Raw genomic sequence first — 16904 nt, 5'->3', positions numbered from 1 at the left:
AGACGGGCCAGGCCGCGACCGTGGGATGTCACTTAGCGTGGCAGCTCAAGATTGACTTGAGAAATCGTTCAATCGGATCGCGTCGATAGGCAGGTCCTATCACCCGAGCCGGGAGGAGTGCTTCGTCCCGGCCGCTCCGTCCGGTGAGTCGCACATCACAGACCGCCTGGTCACCGAGGGGTCCCCGCAGGCATCCACTCGATCTCGATCAGCCGGGGATCGAAGGGCTGCCGCCCCCGGCCCTGCGGCTGGACGACCACGGCGCGGATGTCCTGCTTGATCCGGTGCTTCTTCTCGGCGACGGAGTAATGCTCCCAATCTCTCAGCAGAGTCGGGTACTCGGTCCTGCGCCGGACTCTCGGCGCCATGAGCGTCCGGCGCCGCCGCGCCAGTTCCGCCCGCTCCCGCTCCAGGTCCTCGACCAGGTCAAGAGCCAGGAAGAGCGGGATGCGCCGCGCCCTCCGCCGATCGCCGACCTCTTCGATCTCGTGCTGGATCTCCGCCAGGCGCACGTCGTGGACGGTCTCGTCCCGCTCCTCCTCGACCGCCGCTCTCAGGGACCGGCGGACCTCCCCGAGGAACGCCTCTTCCACGAACTCCTCGATCGGCGGCCCGACTCGGGACACGCCGCCGCACCCGCCCAGACTGCTCAGGCAGGCATAGCGGTAGCCGTAACGCTCGTAGGAGGGGGAGTTCTTGCTGTACCAGTTGGCGGCCAGAGGGAACATGCACTTGCCGCACCGGGTGATACCGGACAACAGATATTTCGTGGACGTCTCGTGCGGCTTTGCGAGGCCCGCCCTGCGCGCGTCCTTGCGGGCCTTGATGGCTTCGACGCAGGCCGCCCATTCCGCCGGAGTGACGACCGGTGTCCACGGGCCGGTGACGGGCTCGCCGCCCTTGTAGACGACGTGGTCGGGCGTCCAGGGCTTCCGGCCTCCTCGCCGCTCGGTCTGCGGCAGGTAAGTGACGTATCCGCAATTGCGGGGATTCACCAGCCGGGCTTCCACGGTGGAATGAGTGAGGTTGTGTGCGGATCGGCTGTTCTTGGTCCGTACGGGCGCGTACCCCTTCGCGATCCATTCTCTGCGGACCGCACCGACCGTCTTGCCGCCGGGGACGGCGCGGATCGCTTCGGCGAGATCCTCGGCCTCGGCGGGATGAAGGGTCAGCCGGTCCTCGGCCCAGCCGAACGCCCTGGGGGCGCCGCGCATGACGCCCTTACCGGCGAGCCGCTCGTGGGTCACGGCGACGCGGCGTTTGGTGCGGGCCACCTCCATGCCGCTCATGACGGTCTGCATCATGAGCATGGCGCGCCCCTCCTGCGTGGACAGGTCTATGCCGCCTTCAACGGCGGCGCCCACGAGACCGGGGGTGGTGAGGAAGAGGCGGGTGATGCGGGCGGCGTCGTAGTCCAGCCGGACGAGCCGGTCGGCGTGGTAGAACGCGACTCCGCGGATCACTCCGGCTTCGAGGTCTCGGAGCATCTGCTCGAAACCCCTGCGGACGGCCAGCGGATCGGACGCCGGCGTGTCGTTGTCGTTGTAGACCCGGACGATGGTCCAGCCGCTCGCGTCGGCCATGGCCGTGATCCTGGTGAGCTGGTCGGCGACCTGGTCGCCTTCCTCTCGCCAGTCCGCGGCACTGCGCCTCAGGGCCTTGTCCTCGGAGAGGCGGAGGTAGGCGCCGACCGGAATCGGGAGGGCATCGCTCGTCGCCGCGTCGGGGGGCATGGCGTGACCGTAACAGATGAGTAGCGCTGAGTAGTCTTCAATGACGGAAGGTGACGCGCCACCAGGCCGGCCCGCCGCCGACGGGGCGTGCGGGCGGGCGGGCGGTTAACCTCGGGAGAATCGATCTATCTCCTGAGAGTGATAGGGGTTTGCTATCAGTAGGCCGACGGTCGCGCAGCTCAGGGCGTTTCTCGCCCTCGCGGAGCATCTGCACTTCCGGGACGCGGCGGCGGCGTTGCGGATGAGTCAACCGGCCCTGTCAGGGGCCGTGGCGGCTCTTGAGGAGACTTTGAACGCGCGGCTGGTGGAGCGTACGACACGGCGGGTGCTGCTGACTCCGGCGGGTGAGCGGGTGGCGCGCCGTGCCGAGCGCGTGCTGGGCGAGCTGGACCGGCTGGTGGAGGAGGTGCGGGCCGCGGGCGGGCCGCTGGTGGGGCCGCTGCGGCTCGGCGTGATCCCGACCGTGGCGCCCTACCTGCTTCCCGTGGTGCTGCCGCGGCTGGCGGAGGAGTTCCCCGACCTGGAGCTCACCGTGCACGAGGAGCAGACCGACGCGATCATCGCGGAACTGGTCGCGGGGCGGCTCGACGTGGTGGTGTTCGCGCCGCCCTCCCCGGTGTCCGGGGTGACCGAACTCACCCTGTACGACGAGGACTTCGTCCTGGTCGCGCCGCGCTCGTACGAGCTGCCCGGCGTGCTCCCGAGGACCGCGCTGAACGACCTCGACGTGATCCTCCTCAACGAGGGGCACTGCCTGCGCGACCAGGCGCTCGACGTGTGCCGCCAGGTCGGCGCGCGGGCCGCGGCCGCGACGTACGCGACCAGCCTGGCCACGCTGGTGCAGCTGGTCTCCGGCGGGCTGGGCGTGACGCTGGTGCCCGAGACGGCGCTGCCGGTGGAGACCCGCCGCGCGCCCGGGCTGGAGGCGCACCGGTTCGCGGCGCCGGCGCCGTACCGCCGCATCGGGCTCGGCCACCGCGCCAGCTCGCCGCGCGCCGCCGAGTTCGAGGCGCTGGCCGCGGTGGTGCGGAACGCCGTGGAGGACGACTCGGCGACGGATGTGCGGGTGCGGGGACGCGGCGAGTGACGTTCCCGCCGCCGGGGGACGCATCACGCGGAGGTCAAGTCTGTGTCTCGCAATGGTGCTTCAAGCGCGATGCGGGCCCGCCCGAGTAAGATTTCTCACCATGCTGGCGCGCATGGGCAGGTTCTCTCTGGATGAAGTCCGAGCCGTCTGCAAGGAGCGCGACGCGTGGTGGACCGTGCTGCTCGTCGACCCCTTCGCGATACGACTGACGCAGTTGCTGGCCCGTACGCGGATCACCCCCGACCAGATCACGATGGTCGCGTTCGCGCTCGGCATCGGCGCGGCCGTCTGCTTCGCGCAGGCGTCCACGTGGTGGCTGGTCGCCGGCGCGCTGCTGTACCACGTGGGGTTCGTCCTCGACTGCTGCGACGGTAAGATCGCGCGGCTCAAGGGGCTGGGCTCGCCGTTCGGCGGCTGGCTGGACTTCATGCTGGACCGGGTACGGGACGCGGTGTGCGCGATCGCGCTGGCCGTCGGCATGTACTCGGCCACCGGCCAGGAGGCGTACCTGTGGGTGGGCTTCGCGATCCTCGGCCTGGACATGTTCCGCTACCTCAACAGCTCCCAGGTCGCCAAGGCGCGCCGGTCGATGCGCGCGGAGCGGCAGAAGGCGGCCCGGCAGGCCGCGGCGGCGCTGGCCGAGGAGTCCCCCGACATCGTGCTGCGCGCCGCGGACGCGGGGCCGGCCGCGGAGGCCGACGCCGAGGCGGAGGCGGACGCGGAGGCCGAGAACGACGCGGACGCCGGGCCGGAGCCCGCTCCGCGGCCGCGGGGCGGGTACGCGCGGATCCGCGCGTACCTGCTGCGGCGCCGGATCCGGATGCACCTGATCAGCGGCATCGAGTTCCAGATGGCCGCGTTCATCATCGGCCCGCTGACCGGGCAGGTCATCCCGGCCGTCGCCATCGCGGGCGGGATGCTGCTGCTGTTCGAGCTCGCGCTGATCTTCCGGTTCTGGCAGGGCGCGCGGCGCTTCGCCGCGGGCCGCCGGGTCAACTTCGGCTTCGACCCGCCGCCGCAGTCATCCGGCCACCCCGCGGAGGCGGTCGCCGTCCGCGCTTTCAGGGACGGGTGACGCGGGCGAAGAGCGTGACGCCCGGCCACGACCTCACCGGCAGGTGCCGCTCGATGGCCGTCACCAGGTGCAGCGCCTCGTTCAGGTACGGGTGCAGGTGCGCCATGTCCTCGCAGTGCGGGGTGCGGTGCCGGCGCAGCCGGATCAGCGGGCGGAGCAGCACGTTCCAGCTCCACATCCGGTCGACGGACAGCCCCGCCTCCTCCAGCAGGTCGGTGAGCGCGCGCCGGGAGTAGCGGCGGACGCGGCCGAGCGCCACGTCGTGCGCGGACCACAGCGCCATGTCGCACGGCACGGCGACCAGCGCGGCGCCGCCGGGCCGCAGCACCCGGACGATCTCCGCGACGGCGGCGCGGTCGTCGTCGACGTGCTCCAGGACGTTCAGCGCCAGCGCGAGGTCCTGCTCCCCGGACGGCAGCGGCAGGTAGCACGCGTCGGCGTGGACGGCCTCGATGCCCTGCGCGAGGCAGAGGTCCACGGCGGTCGCGGAGGAGTCGACGGCGACGGCGCGCCAGCCGTGGTCCTTCAGCACGCGGGTGTTGCCGCCGCCGGCCGCGCCGATGTCGACGGCCAGGCCGCGCCCCCCGGTGCGGCGCAGCTCGCGGGCGACGATGCGGCGGCGCTCGCGGTACCACCAGTTGTCGTCCTCGACCTCGACGATCCGCTGAATCTCGATCGTGTCCACGGGACCAGCCGATTGCATCGCGGGCGCGCGGTGCCAGTCGCTGCGCCGGTGGCGATGGGATCGTTGACCTGGCTTTTTCCTGCCCTTCGCCTCGGCGGGCGCGCCCGGCCGCCGGCTACTTCCGGCGCCGCCGGCGGGCGAGGAACCGGATCGCCAGGACGAGGGCGAGCAGCGCGCCGGCCGCCGGGACGGCGCGCTTGGCCACCGACGGGCCCGCGACCTCCAGCAGGTCGATCGCGTCGTCGTCGCTCTCCCGGCGCGGCCGGATCGGCGACACCACGGCGTCGGGCGCGTCCGTCGACTCCATCGGGCTGGCGGGCCGCTGCTGCGGGACCTTCGGCGTGATGGACGGCGGTGCGGCGGGCGCGCTCGCGGCCGCGGCGATCTCGCCCGGCGCCGTCTCGCCCGCGTCCGCCTTGCCCACGCTGCCCGCGGTCCCGGTGGACGTGTCGGCGGCCGTCGTGTCGGCGGGACCCGTGCCGGTGGACGTCGTGTCAGCGGCCTTCGGTTCCGCGGGCGTCGTGTCCGCCGGGCCCGTGCCGGTGGACGCCGTGCCGGTGGACGCCGTGTCGGTGGCTGCGGGCGCGGTGGGGTTCTCGAGTTCCTCCGCGAGCGCCTTCGCGAACCGTGCGACGAGCTTGCCGCCCACCTCCGACAGGATGTTGCGGCCGAACTGCGCCGGGCGCCCGGTCACGTTCAGCTTCGTGTGCACCGTCACCCGCGTCGAGCCGCCCTCGTCGTGCAGCCGCGACACCACGGTCGCCGCCGCCGTGCCCGACCCGCGGGCCTCCTTCGCCGAGGCGTCGAGCGTGACCGTGCCGGCCTTCTCGTCGGCCGCGGTGATGCGCGCGGTCCCCCGATAGGTGATGGTCATCGCGCCGACCTTCACCTTGAGCCGGCCCGCGTACTCCTCGCCGTCCACCGAGTCCAGCGTGGCGCCCGGCATGCAGGCCGCCACCCGCTCCACGTCGAGCAGCACCGACCAGGCCTGATCCACCGGTACGGGGACGGTGAATTCGTGGTCGAGCTCCATGTTGTTCGGTCCTTCTCATCCGGGGGCTTGTCCGTGACCCTACGACCGTCGTCCGCCCCGCCGCCAGACGGCCCCCTCGCGGGGGACGGCCGCCGCGGCGGCCATCGCCCGCGCCGTGAGCACCCGGGCCAGGTGCTCGCGGTACTCCGCGGATCCGTGCAGGTCGGCCGGCGGCGCCGTTCCCTCGGCGGCCGTGTCGGCCGCCGCGCGGAACGCCTCCGCCGAGGCCGGCCGGCCCCGGATCGCTTCCTCGGCCGCGGCCGCCCGTACCGGTACCGGGCCCATGTTGGTCAGCCCGATCCTGGCCTCGGCGACCGCTCCGTCGTCGCGGCGCAGCGCGCACGCCACGCCGATGATGGACCACGCCTGGGCGGTCCGGCGGAACTTCTCGTAGTGGACGCCCCAGCCCGGCCCGAGCTTGGGCACCCGGACGCCGGTGAGCAGCTCGTCCGGCTCCAGCGCCGAGGTCATCCAGTCCACGAAGAACTCCGCCGCGGGGATGGCGCGCTCGCCGCGCACCGACCGCGCCAGGAACACCGCGTCCAGCGCCGTCGCGACCGCCGGCAGGTCGGCGGCCGGATCGGCGTGCGCCATCGAGCCGCCGAACGTGCCGCGGTGCCGTACGGCCGGGTCGGCGACCGTCGCCGTCGCCTCCACGATCAGCGGCGCGTGCTCGTTCACCAGCGGGTCGCGGAAGACCTGGTGGTGCGTGGCCATCGCGCCGATGACGAGCGCGTCGCCCTCGTCCCGGATCTCGCGGAGCGCGTCGACCCGGTCGAGGTCGACGAGCGCGTCGGGGTAGGCGAGCCGCAGCCGCAGCAGCGGCATCAGGCTCTGCCCGCCCGCCAGCACCTTGGCGTCCTCGCCCGCCTCCGCCAGCGCCGCCACGGCCTCGTCGAGCGAGGACGGGCGCACGTACTCGAACTGCGCGGGGATCACTGTGCGCCTCCCCGGGAGGTCGGTCGGGGTCGGTCGGCCGGGGGAGATGCGGATCCGAGACCGCCGCCGGCGCCCGGCTGCACGCCGCTTCCGCCGCCCGCCGATCTGCCTTGCGCTTCGCGGAGGGTGCGCCAGACGCGTTCGGGCGAGCACGGCATCGGCACGTCGTCGACGCCGTACGGGCGGAGCGCGTCGACGACCGCGTTGACCACGGCGGGCGTGGACGCGATCGTCCCGGCCTCGCCGACGCCCTTCACCCCGAGCGGGTTGGACGTCGCCGGCGTCTCGGTGCGGTCGGTGGTGAACTCCGGCAGGTCGGCCGCCGACGGCACCAGGTAGTCGGCCATCGTGGTCGTCGTCAGGTTGCCCTCCGCGTCGTACACGGCCTCCTCGTACAGCGCCTGCGCGATGCCCTGCGCGAGCCCGCCGTGCACCTGGCCCTCGACGATCAGCGGGTTGACGACCTTGCCGACGTCGTCGACCGCCACGTACGAGCGCAGCCGCACCATGCCGGTCTCGGTGTCGACCTCCGCCGCGCACAGGTGCGTGCCGTGCGGGAACGAGAAGTTCTCCGGGTCGAACGTAGCGTCCGCGTCCACCGACGGCTCCATCCCGTCCGGCAGGTCGTGCGCCGCGAACGCCGCCGTCACGACCTCCTGGAGGGTGCGGCCCTCCTCGGCGACGCCGCGCACGCTGAACCGGCCGCCGCTGAACTCCAGGTCCTGCTCGCCCGCCTCCAGCAGGTGCGCCGCCAGCCGCCGCGCCTTGTCGACGACCTTGTCGCACGCGTTGTAGAGCGCGACACCGCCCACGGCCAGCGACCGCGACCCGTACGTGTCCATGCCCTTCGGTGACACGGCCGTGTCGCCGTGCAGGACCTTCACGTCCTCGAACGGCACCCCGAGCCGGTCGGCCGCGATCTGCGCCCACGCCGTCTCATGGCCCTGCCCGTGCGGTGACGAACCCGTGACGACCTCGACCTTGCCCGACGGCAGCACCCGCACCGACGCGTGCTCCCAGCCGCCCGCGCCGTACGACAGCGAGCCCAGCACCCGCGACGGCGCCAGCCCGCACATCTCGGTGAACGTCGACGTCCCGATGCCCAGCTGCACCGGGTCGTTCCGCTCCCGCCGGTCGGCCTGCTCGGCGCGCAGCTTGTCGTACTCGAACAGCGCCAGCGCCCTGTCCGTCGCCGCCTCGTAGTTGCCCGAGTCGTACGTCAGGCCCGCGATCGTCTCGTACGGGAACTCCTCGTGCCGGATCCAGTTGCGCCGCCGCACCTCGATCGGGTCCAGGTCCAGCTCGACGGCCAGCTCGTCCATCAGCCGCTCGATCGCGTACGTCGCCTCCGGCCGCCCGGCGCCCCGGTACGCGTCCGTCGGCGTCTTCGTCGTGAAGATCCCCCGGCAGGTGAACGAGTAGGCGTCCATCTTGTAGATGCCGTTGAACATGAACGCGCCCAGGATCGGGATCCCGGGCGTGACCAGCATCAGGTACGCGCCCATGTCGGCCAGCAGGTCGACCTTGAGCCCGCGGATGCGCCCGTCGCGCTCGGCCGCCAGCGTCAGCCGCTGGATCTGGTCGCGCCCGTGATGGGTGGTCATGTTCCCTTCGCTGCGCGACTCCGTCCACTTCACGGGACGGCCCAGCCGCCGCGCCAGCAGCAGGCACAGCACCTCCTCGCCGTACACCTGCAGCTTGGAGCCGAACCCGCCCCCCACGTCCGGCGCCACCACCCGGATGCGGTGCTCGGGGATCTCCGTGACGACCGCGAGCATCAGCCGCAGGATGTGCGGGATCTGCGTCGCCGAGTACAGCGTGAAGTCGTCGCCCTCCGGGACGCACAGCACCGCGCGCGGCTCCATCGCCGTCGGGATGAGCCGCTGCTGCACGTAGCGCCGCTCGATGACGACCGGCGCGTCCCGCATGGCCGCGTCCATGTCGCCGTTCTCGAACACCCACGTGAAGCTCTCGTTGGTGCCCAGCGACTCGTGGACGAGCCCGCCGTCGCCCTGGACGGCCCGTTCCATGTCGACGACCGCGGGCAGCGGCGCGTAGTCCACGTCGATCTCTTCGAGGGCGTCGACGGCCGCGTACCGGTCGCGGGCCACCACGCACGCCACCGGCTCCCCGGCGTACCGGACCTCCTCCACCGCCATCGGCGGATGGTCGGGAATCCTGATGTCCTCGGTGACGGGCCACGCACACGGCAGGCTGCCCTGCTCGCCCGCGAAGTCCGCGCCCGTCAGCACGGCCACCACCCCGGGACGGCGCCGCGCCTCGGTCACGTCCACGCTCTCGATCCGCGCGTGCGCGTGCGGGCTGCGCAGGAACGCAACGTGCAGCGCGCCCTGCGGCTGGATGTTGTCGGTCCACCTCGTCCGCCCGGTGACGAGCCGGTCGTCCTCCGACCGCCTGCGCGGCGCGCCGACCTCGGTCACGGCGCCACCTCCCGCTCCGGCCGCCGCCGCATCTCGGTGGCCGCGTCCCGTACGGCCCGGACGATGTTCTGGTAGCCGGTGCACCGGCACAGGTTGCCTTCGAGCCCCTCCCGGATCTCCTCGTCCGAGGGGTCGGCGTTCTCGCGCAGCAGGTCGATCGAGGCCATGATCATCCCCGGGGTGCAGTAGCCGCACTGCAGCGCGTGCGCCTCGTGGAACGCGCGCTGCATCGGGTGCCGTTCCCCGTCGAGACCGAGTCCCTCGACCGTGGTGATCTGCCGGCCGTCCGCCTGGACGGCCAGCATGGCGCAGCTCTTCACGCTCAACCCGTCGACCAGGACGGTGCAGGCGCCGCAGTTGGTGGTGTCGCAGCCGATCGGGGTGCCGACCTTCCCCAGCCGGTCACGCAGGTAATGGACGAGCAGGAGGCGCGGTTCGACGTCGTCCTCGTACGTCACGCCGTCGACCTCGACACTGATTCGGGGCATTCGTTTCTCCCAGGGACGTCTCAGGGGTGGGGCAGGCAGGGAGAGACGTCCCTGGGGGCGGAGCGCGCTGGCCGGGCCACGGCATCGGGGCCACCTCCGGCGGGGAGGGCGGACGACCCTACGAACCTACGACGCGGTTGAATCCCGTACTAGCCCCCGACGTGCCCTTTTTGGGCGGCCCGCGCGTTCCGCGTTAATGCACGCGGAGCAGGACGGGCCAGGTCTTCGGTCCCACGACCCCGTCTGCCTCGACCTTGCCCCACAGTTGCAGCGCGCGCACGGCCAGCTCGACCTTCGTGTCGAACGGCCCGTCCACGCCGTCGATCTCCGGATGGCTGCGCGCCATCAGCAGCGCCCGCAGCGTCTGCACGTGCTCGCCCTCCGCGCCCTTGCGCAGCGTCGGCAGCTTGTCCACGATGTCCTCCGTCCAGTTCGACGACCCGTACGCGGGCCGCCCGAATCCCGCGATGACGCTCGATGAACGCACCCTGCGCTTGCAGGCGTCCTTGGTGTTGCCCTCGATCGTCTGCACCCGCCCGCCGCCGAGCGCCTTCTCGACCACCCCCACGTGGTCGATCGCGCCGATGGAGTTGGTGCTGCCCCAGTCGAAGAACACGATCCAGCCCGGCTTGGCCCGGTTGGTGTTCGCGGTGGTGCCCTTGTACCAGCGGTCGGCCTTCTTGAAGTCCTGCGCGTGCGCCACCGTGTACGCCCGGTCCCCGCCCGGCAGTACCGCGTCCGCGTTGTCGGACTTGTGGGCCCAGACGGTGATCGCCATGTTGCACCAAGGCGCCTTCAGGAACTCGTCGCCGTGCTTCTTGGCGTACGCCTTGGTGATCTTGTTGGGGCGGCCCGACGTCCCCAGCGACTTGCGGGCCTCCCGCAGCATCCCCTTCGCCGAACCCATCAGGCGCCCTCCCCGAGGTAGAAGCCGTTCTCGTCGGGGTCGCCGTACAGCTCCCTGAGGACCTGCTCCTCGTCCTCCTCGGTGGCCCGGTGGACGTCGGGGTGGACGTCCACCTCGTCCAGTTCCTTCGGCTGCTCGGGCTTCTTGAAGATCACGGCGCCTCCGGGGGTCGACCTGCCATGTCGAGACATAGCGTAGGCAAACGACTACCCGGAGTTCAATCACGGTGAGTTAAAGAATGTCAACGCTCCGTCCGGGTCCGGAAGGCGGGCAGGCCCTGCCGTGCGGTTCCTCGGGGCGCGGCGCGGCCACGGAAACAGGTTCCGGTTCGCGGGGGCGCCGGGCCTAGAATGCGTCGCCTGTCGCCGAAGAGACGTGAGGTCGCCCCGTATGCGCTGGTCCCGGTTGTACACGCCGACGTTCCGGGAGGATCCCGCCGACGCGGACGCCGCGAGCCACCGGCTGCTGGTCAGGGCCGGGTTCGTCCGGCAGCTGATGGCCGGGCACTACTCGCTGCTGCCCCTGGCGGTACGGGTGCGGGCGAAGGTCATCGCGGTGATCCGGGAGGAGATGGGCCGGATCGGGGCGCAGGAGGTCCTGCTGCCCGCGATGCATCCCGCCGAGATCTGGCGGCGGTCGGGGCGGTGGGACGTCATGGGCGAGGAGATGTTCCGCCTCCAGGACCGCCGGGGCGCCGAGATCGCGCTGGGCATGACGCACGAGGAGATCTTCGCGACGCTGGCGCAGGAGTTCGGGTCGTACCGGCGGCTGCCGCAGATCTGGTACCAGTTCCAGACCAAGTTCCGGGACGAGCCGCGCCCCAAGTCGGGCCTCATCCGGGTCCGCGAGTTCACCATGAAGGACTCCTACAGCTTCGACCTCGACGCCGCGGGGCTCGACCGGGCCTTCGACCTGCACCACGAGGCGTACCGGCGGATCTTCGCGCGGCTCGGCGTCCCCGCGATCCCGGTGCGGGCGTCCAGCGGCAGCATGGGCGGCGGCGACTCGGTCGAGTTCATGTGCCCCTCGGACGCCGGGGAGGACGTGGTGGTCCGCTGCCCGGACGGCGACTACGCGGCGAACGTGGAGAAGGCGACGTCGCGGCTCGCGCCGGTGGAGGACGGGCCGGGCCCGCCGGAGCCGGAGCGCTTCGGCACGCCGGGCGTCCGGACGATCGAGGACCTCGCCGTCCGGTACGGGGTGCCCGCCGACCGGCAGATCAAGACGCTCGTGCACGTCCTGGACGGCGCGCTCACGCTGGTGCTGATGCGCGGCGACCACGCGCTGGCGGAGCAGAAGCTCGCCGACGCGACCGGGGCCGCCGCGCCGCGCCCGGCGCGCGAGGACGAGATCGTGGCGGCGCTCGGCGCGCGCCCCGGCAGCCTCGGCGCGGTGGGCGTGACCGGGCTGCCCGTGATCGCGGACGAGGCGCTGCGCGGCCGCCGCGACATGGTGACGGGCGCGAACGCCGACGGCTTCCACGTGCGCGGCGTCGACGTCGGACGCGACATCGCGGCGGTCCGCTGGGCCGACCTGCGCGAGGTCGCCGCCGGCGAGCCGTGCCCCGAGTGCGGGGCGCCGCTGGAGGCCGTCCGCTGCGTGGAGGTCGGGCACATCTTCAAGCTGGGGACCAAGTACACCGAGGCGCTCGGCGTCACCGTCCTCGGGCCCGGCGGGGACGACATCCTGCCGGTCATGGGCAGCTACGGGATCGGCGTGGAGCGCGCGATGGCCGCCGTCGTCGAGGCGTCCCACGATGACGCGGGGATCGTCTGGCCGGTCTCGGTGGCGCCGTTCGAGGTGGCGGTCGTGCTGCTGAACGTGAACGACGACGAGGTCCGTTCGGCGGCGGAGTCCCTCTACGGGACGCTGCTGGCCGAGGGCGCCGACGTGGTCCTGGACGACCGCGACGAGCGGCCCGGCGCGAAGTTCAAGGACGTCGAGCTGATCGGGATCCCGTACCGCGTGACGGTCGGCGGGCGCGGCGTCGCCGCCGGGACGGTGGAGGTCACCGCCCGCGCGACCGGAGCGACCGAGACCGTCCCGATCGCCGAGGCCGCCGCTCACGTCCGCGGGCTGCTGGCGCCGTAAACCGGATGAATCCCGGCGGGACGGCGGTCAGGATGGGGAGATGCTCGTCGATCACTTCCCGCTCGCCGGACTGCGGCTGGCGACACCGCGCCTCGAACTGCGGCTGCCGTCCCCGGAGGAGCTCGCGGCGCTGGCGGATCTGGCGGTCGAAGGCGTCCATCCGCCCGAGGTGATGCCGTTCCTGATCCCGTGGACGGACGCGCCGCCCGCCGAGCTGGCGCGCGGCCTCGTCCAGCACCACTGGCGGCAGCTGGGCGCCCTCCAGCCGCACGAGTGGGAGTTCAACCTCGCCGTCCTCCACGGCGGCGTCCCCGTCGGGATGCAGACGGTCGGCGCCCGCGACCTGGCGATCAGGGGCGAGATCGCCACCGGCTCCTGGCTCGGCCGCCGCCACCAGGGCCGGGGGATCGGCACCGAGATGCGCGCCGCGGTCCTGCACCTGGCCTTCGCCGGGCTGGGCGCCGAGGAGGCCGTCACCAGCGCGTTCGAGGACAACCACGCGTCCCTCGCCGTGTCCCGCAAGCTGGGCTACCGCCCGAACGGCGTCGAACGCCACGTCGTCCGCGACACCCTGGTCATCGGCCGGCGGCTGCGGCTGTCCCGCGCCGACTGGGAACGCCACCGCACGGTCCCCGTCACCGTCGAGGGCCTCGATCCCTGCCGTTCCCTCCTCGGCCTGTCAGAGTGATCAACTAGGTTGCTCCGGCATGAGCTCCCCCGTACTGACCGACATCGCGGCCCGCGTCGCCGCCGCCGCACCCGAGGGCTGGACGGGCGCGCGCCTGCTCTGGACCGTGCACGGTGACGGAACGGACCGCGCCGAGCCCGCGTACACGCTCGCGGACGGCCGAACCCATCGAGTCGATCTCGGCGTGGTGGAGGACGCCGTCGAGATCTGCCGGCTGGTGAGCCGTGGCCCGGTGCTGCTCCGGCTCACCGTGGATCCCACCGGCCGCTTCGAGGCGACCGTGGGCGAGCCCGCCGGGGACGGCGAACGCGGCGAGCCCCTCCTGTACGTCCGCGACGAGGACCACCCGTACCCGCCCGACCGCGGGGACGAGCAGGACGCTCCCGCCTCCGCCGCGCCGGCCGGGGACCCGGAGGAGGCCGTCCGCCTCTTCCGGGAGCTCATGCGGCGCCGCGCGGAGATCTTCGGCGGCGACGAGGCGCTGCCGCCTCCCGCCACCGCCGAGGCCCTCGACGACGTGGAGGAGGGCCTCGGCTTCGCCCTCCCCGCCGACCTGCGCGCCCTCTACCTCCTCGCCGACGGCGACGACACCCTCACGACCCCGGTGTTCGACCGCCACCCGTGGATCCCCACCGGCGAGCTGGGCGACGAGGACGACGAGTGGGTCGACATATCGCTGGACTGGGAGCACGAGCCCCAGCGGTGCCCCGTACTCGACACGGTCCCCGCGGGCGCGGTCCGCCGTTCCGTCCTGCGTCCCGGCTGGATCCGCTTCGCGCACGACACCGGCGGCAACTGGCTCGCCGTGGACATGGACCCCGGACCCGCCGGCCGTCCCGGGCAGGTCATCGCGATCGGCACCGACTACACGGAGGCTCCGCGTCATATCGCCGACTCGGTGACCACGTACCTGCGCCGCCTGGTGGAGGCCCTCGAACGCGGTTCCTACACGAACCACGACGACGACCTCTTCATCGAGGCGGATCTCCCGGCCTGGTACGAGCCGGAGGAGGAGCGCGTCTTCCACGTGGACGGCAGGGACCTGGAGGTCCCGTTCCAGGGGCAGAAGTTCAGGACGGCCGGTGCCGAGGACCTCGCGTTCCTCGCCGCCGTGCCCACCCTGCGGTCCGCCGACCTCTCGGGGCCGGGCGGGCCGGACCTGGCCCCGCTGAGCGCCCTCCCGGTCGAGTTCCTGGCTCTGGACTTCGCGTCCGTCGACCCGGCGCCGCTGGCCGGCCACGCCGCCCTGCGCTCCCTGTCGATCACCTCGGGCTCCCCGGTGGACCTGGCGCCGCTGCGCACCGTCCCCCACCTGTGGGCCCTGGACGTCGCGGCCGCGCCGGTCACCGACCTCTCCGTGATCGCCGACCTCCCCGGCCTCCGCTACCTGGAGGTCACCCGGGCCCAGTGGGACGAGCTGTGCCACCGGGACGACCTCCCGCCGTTCACGGCGGTCGGCGTCCACCCCGGGCCCCCCGAACGCGAATGGCCCCTCGGCACCGCCTGGACGACCGTCCGCGGCTTCCCGCCCCACCGCTGCACCGGCACCGTCGCACCCGCCTACTGACGTCCGGGAACCGGGGTCAGCGTCTTCGTGTAGAGGGTCTTGCCGTCGATGTCGCGGAGGTTGACGGTGAAAGCGGCGGATTCGGCGTCGATTCTCGCTTCGCCGAAGAACTGGTAGCCCTCGGCCGGGGACGTGTTGGCGCGCGGCGGCGCCTGCTGGAATCGCAGCTGGGGGCCGAACGTGGATTCGAGCTTGTTCGGGCCGAAGGCGCCGGCGTTCAGGGGGCCGGTGACGAATTCCCAGAACGGGTCGAAGTCCTTGAACGCGGCCTTCGCCGGGTCGTAGTAGTGGGCCGCGGTGTAGTGGACGTCGGCCGTCAGCCACACCATGTTGCGGACCTCGTGCCTTTTCGCGTACGAGAGGAGGTCGGCGATCTCGCGTTCGCGGCCGAGGGGGGCGCCGCCGTCGCCTTGGGCGATGCCTTCGAAAGCGGTGCCGTCGGGGACGATGAGGCCGAGGGGGAGGTCGGCGGCGATGACCTTCCAGGTGGCCCTGGAGCGGCGGAGCTCCCGCTTGAGCCAGGCGAGCTGGCGGGCGCCCAGGACGCCCTCGTCCTGAGCGGCGGAGTCGTTGGCGCCGTTGGGGTCCTTGTGGGTGCGCATGTCGAGGACGAAGACGTCCATGAGGGGCCCGTACGAGAGTTTCCGGTAGACGCTCTCGCCGCGGATCGGCGTGTATTCGAACATGGCGCGGCGGGCGCGGGCGGCGAGGACGTCGACCCTTTTCTCGGTGTATTGCGGGAGGTCCAGGATCTCGCCGGGGTACCAGTTGTTGGTGACCTCGTGGTCGTCCCACTGGTAGATCATCGGGACGCGGGCGTTGAACGCGCGGAGGTTCTCGTCGTGCAGGTTGTAGCGGAACTGGCCGCGGTATTCGGCGAGGGTCTCGGCGACCTTGGTCTTCTCCGGGGTGACGAGGTTGCGCCAGGTGCGGCCGTCGGGGAGGGCGACCGTCCCGGTGAGCGGGTTGTCGGCGTAGACGAGGTCGCCGCTGCACAGGAAGAAGTCGGGGTCGAGGGCGGCCATGGAGCGGAAGATGCGGTAGCCGCCGAGTTCGGGGTTGATGCCCCAGCCCTGGCCGGCGAGGTCGCCCGACCAGACGAAGCCGATGCCGGTGCGGTGGCCGGGCGCGGTGCGGAGGCGGCCGGTCACGGGGGCGGAGCCGGCGCGGCCGTCGGAGAGGGTGACGCGGTAGTGGATCTCTTCGCCGGCGGGGAGGCCGCGCAGGAGCGTCTTGCCGGTGAGGTCCGTGCCGGGCGTGAGATACGGGCCCCGGATCCGGCGGGCGCCGCGGAAGTCGGGGCGGCGGGCGACCTCCACGACCATCCGGGACGGGCGGTCGGCGCGGGCCCAGACGACGGCCTCGCGGGCGGTGACGTCGCCGCTCTGGACGCCGTGGGTGAGGCGCGGGCGGGTACGGGCGAGCGCGGGGGCGCCCAGGGGGAGGGTCGCTCCGGCCGCGAGGCCGCCGAGCAGGACGGTGCGGCGATTCATCGGCTGCATGGGCGGCATGCTCCCGCGGGGCGGTGGACGGGCGGTGAACACCGGACATCCGGGGACGTTCCGCTGATCGACTTGACAACGCTGCGTGACCAGGGTCTGCTAGTCGGCATGTCAGCGCGATTCTGTGTGTGCCCCGTGGCTCTGCGCCGCGTGGCCAGCGCGCTGTGTCCTTCGTGTCGTTGATCCCGAACTCTTCCCGATCCGGCCGTACACGAAGGCTTTCTCATATGGTTCCCGATCTCACGATGCGTGGCCAGGACGATCCCCATGGCCGCACGATGGTCCGGCGTCCACCCACGGTAGGCCAGCTGGCCGAGCGCATCCATGCCCTGAGCGCGCGTCCCGGCGAGTGGTGGCACCGGGCGCGGTTCGAGGAGGGCCCGGTACGGGTCCCGCTGGACGAGGTGGACGGCGTCCGCCTGTGGCTGACCACCTGGCCGCCCGGCCACCGGACCGACGTGCACGTCCACACCGGCACCGAGGTCAGCACGGTCATCGCCGGCGAGCTGGCCGAGGTGAAGATCACCGGGGCGGGCGTCACCGAGCGGCCGCTGCGGACGAACCGGGTGCGGGTCCACGGCGGCGGCCGCACGCACGAGCTGACCAATCCCGGCCCCGCCTACGCGATCACCCTGCATGCCACCCTGGCGTAGATGAAGAAATCCTCA

General features: G+C 72.5%; 15 protein-coding genes. 6 read left to right on the top strand and 9 right to left on the bottom strand.

The window, feature by feature from the left end; all coding sequences use genetic code 11:
* Positions 1–170 precede the first annotated feature (170 nt).
* A complete protein-coding gene (locus ACA361_RS05390) occupies positions 171–1733 on the bottom strand; it encodes a recombinase family protein (protein ID WP_375010654.1) in 1563 nt (520 codons plus the stop codon).
* Positions 1734–1887: 154 nt separating this feature from the next.
* Between ACA361_RS05390 and ACA361_RS05385 the strand changes: the two genes are divergently transcribed.
* Together ACA361_RS05385 and ACA361_RS05380 are read left to right on the top strand one after the other, a co-directional pair.
* Positions 1888–2820, top strand: coding sequence for a LysR substrate-binding domain-containing protein (locus tag ACA361_RS05385; RefSeq protein WP_375010907.1), 933 nt, complete (start codon positions 1888–1890; stop codon positions 2818–2820).
* A 112-nt stretch (positions 2821–2932) separates the two neighbouring features.
* A complete protein-coding gene (locus ACA361_RS05380; protein ID WP_375010653.1) occupies positions 2933–3895 on the top strand; it encodes a CDP-alcohol phosphatidyltransferase family protein in 963 nt (320 codons plus the stop codon).
* Here ACA361_RS05380 and ACA361_RS05375 read toward each other — a convergent pair.
* The 7 genes from ACA361_RS05375 to ACA361_RS05345 form a co-directional block, all read right to left on the bottom strand.
* On the bottom strand, positions 3882–4580 hold the full coding sequence (locus ACA361_RS05375; protein ID WP_375010652.1) for a class I SAM-dependent methyltransferase: 699 nt from the start codon (positions 4578–4580) through the stop codon (positions 3882–3884). The genes ACA361_RS05380 and ACA361_RS05375 overlap by 14 nt on opposite strands.
* Before the next feature lie 115 nt (positions 4581–4695).
* Positions 4696–5613, bottom strand: coding sequence for an SRPBCC family protein (locus ACA361_RS05370; protein WP_375010651.1), 918 nt, complete (start codon positions 5611–5613; stop codon positions 4696–4698).
* Positions 5614–5652: 39 nt separating this feature from the next.
* Complete coding sequence (locus ACA361_RS05365) at positions 5653–6552, bottom strand: FAD binding domain-containing protein (RefSeq protein ID WP_375010650.1); 900 nt, start codon at positions 6550–6552, stop codon at positions 5653–5655.
* Entirely contained in the window at positions 6549–8993 is a 2445-nt protein-coding gene (locus ACA361_RS05360; RefSeq protein ID WP_375010649.1) for a xanthine dehydrogenase family protein molybdopterin-binding subunit, read from the bottom strand. The genes ACA361_RS05365 and ACA361_RS05360 overlap by 4 nt, the downstream gene beginning before the upstream one ends.
* Positions 8990–9481: a (2Fe-2S)-binding protein gene (locus ACA361_RS05355; protein WP_375010648.1), complete on the bottom strand. Its 492-nt coding sequence runs from the start codon at positions 9479–9481 to the stop codon at positions 8990–8992. Before ACA361_RS05355 ends, ACA361_RS05360 begins: the two co-directional genes overlap by 4 nt.
* Before the next feature lie 193 nt (positions 9482–9674).
* Positions 9675–10388: a CHAP domain-containing protein gene (locus ACA361_RS05350; RefSeq protein ID WP_375010647.1), complete on the bottom strand. Its 714-nt coding sequence runs from the start codon at positions 10386–10388 to the stop codon at positions 9675–9677.
* Positions 10388–10543, bottom strand: a complete 156-nt coding sequence (locus tag ACA361_RS05345; protein WP_375010646.1) for a hypothetical protein — start codon at positions 10541–10543, stop codon at positions 10388–10390. Before ACA361_RS05345 ends, ACA361_RS05350 begins: the two co-directional genes overlap by 1 nt.
* A 220-nt stretch (positions 10544–10763) precedes the next feature.
* Between ACA361_RS05345 and ACA361_RS05340 the strand changes: the two genes are divergently transcribed.
* Genes ACA361_RS05340 through ACA361_RS05330 form a run of 3 tightly spaced genes read left to right on the top strand, consistent with a single transcriptional unit; the run spans position 10764 to position 14734 of the window.
* Positions 10764–12479, top strand: coding sequence for a proline--tRNA ligase (locus ACA361_RS05340; RefSeq protein ID WP_375010645.1), 1716 nt, complete (start codon positions 10764–10766; stop codon positions 12477–12479).
* 40 nt (positions 12480–12519) lie between these two features.
* Positions 12520–13167, top strand: a complete 648-nt coding sequence (locus ACA361_RS05335; RefSeq protein WP_375010644.1) for a GNAT family N-acetyltransferase — start codon at positions 12520–12522, stop codon at positions 13165–13167.
* A gap of 19 nt (positions 13168–13186) precedes the next feature.
* Positions 13187–14734, top strand: a complete 1548-nt coding sequence (locus tag ACA361_RS05330; RefSeq protein ID WP_375010643.1) for an SMI1/KNR4 family protein — start codon at positions 13187–13189, stop codon at positions 14732–14734.
* Here the strand turns inward: ACA361_RS05330 and ACA361_RS05325 are convergent.
* Positions 14728–16236 carry an alkaline phosphatase D family protein gene (locus tag ACA361_RS05325; RefSeq protein WP_375010642.1) on the bottom strand — a complete coding sequence of 503 codons (1509 nt, stop codon included), beginning with the start codon at positions 16234–16236 and terminating at the stop codon, positions 14728–14730. The two genes, ACA361_RS05330 and ACA361_RS05325, sit on opposite strands and share 7 nt — an antisense overlap.
* A gap of 278 nt (positions 16237–16514) precedes the next feature.
* Here ACA361_RS05325 and ACA361_RS05320 point away from each other — a divergent pair, with 278 nt between their 5' ends.
* Positions 16515–16889 carry a cysteine dioxygenase gene (locus ACA361_RS05320; RefSeq protein WP_375010641.1) on the top strand — a complete coding sequence of 125 codons (375 nt, stop codon included), beginning with the start codon at positions 16515–16517 and terminating at the stop codon, positions 16887–16889.
* Positions 16890–16904 lie beyond the last annotated feature (15 nt).

Source organism: Actinomadura sp. 21ATH (assembly GCF_041951345.1).
GTDB lineage: Bacteria > Actinomycetota > Actinomycetes > Streptosporangiales > Streptosporangiaceae > Spirillospora.
This window is presented reverse-complemented; position numbering and strand designations above follow the sequence as displayed.

Coding starts and splice junctions, on each gene's coding strand:
- ACA361_RS05390 (WP_375010654.1), bottom strand. CDS start 1,733: ATGCCCCCCGACGCGGCGACGAGCGATGCCCTCCCGATTCCGGTCGGC.
- ACA361_RS05380 (WP_375010653.1), top strand. CDS start 2,933: ATGGGCAGGTTCTCTCTGGATGAAGTCCGAGCCGTCTGCAAGGAGCGC.
- ACA361_RS05370 (WP_375010651.1), bottom strand. CDS start 5,613: ATGGAGCTCGACCACGAATTCACCGTCCCCGTACCGGTGGATCAGGCC.
- ACA361_RS05355 (WP_375010648.1), bottom strand. CDS start 9,481: ATGCCCCGAATCAGTGTCGAGGTCGACGGCGTGACGTACGAGGACGAC.
- ACA361_RS05350 (WP_375010647.1), bottom strand. CDS start 10,388: ATGGGTTCGGCGAAGGGGATGCTGCGGGAGGCCCGCAAGTCGCTGGGG.
- ACA361_RS05335 (WP_375010644.1), top strand. CDS start 12,520: ATGCTCGTCGATCACTTCCCGCTCGCCGGACTGCGGCTGGCGACACCG.
- ACA361_RS05330 (WP_375010643.1), top strand. CDS start 13,187: ATGAGCTCCCCCGTACTGACCGACATCGCGGCCCGCGTCGCCGCCGCC.
- ACA361_RS05325 (WP_375010642.1), bottom strand. CDS start 16,236: ATGCAGCCGATGAATCGCCGCACCGTCCTGCTCGGCGGCCTCGCGGCC.
- ACA361_RS05320 (WP_375010641.1), top strand. CDS start 16,515: ATGGTCCGGCGTCCACCCACGGTAGGCCAGCTGGCCGAGCGCATCCAT.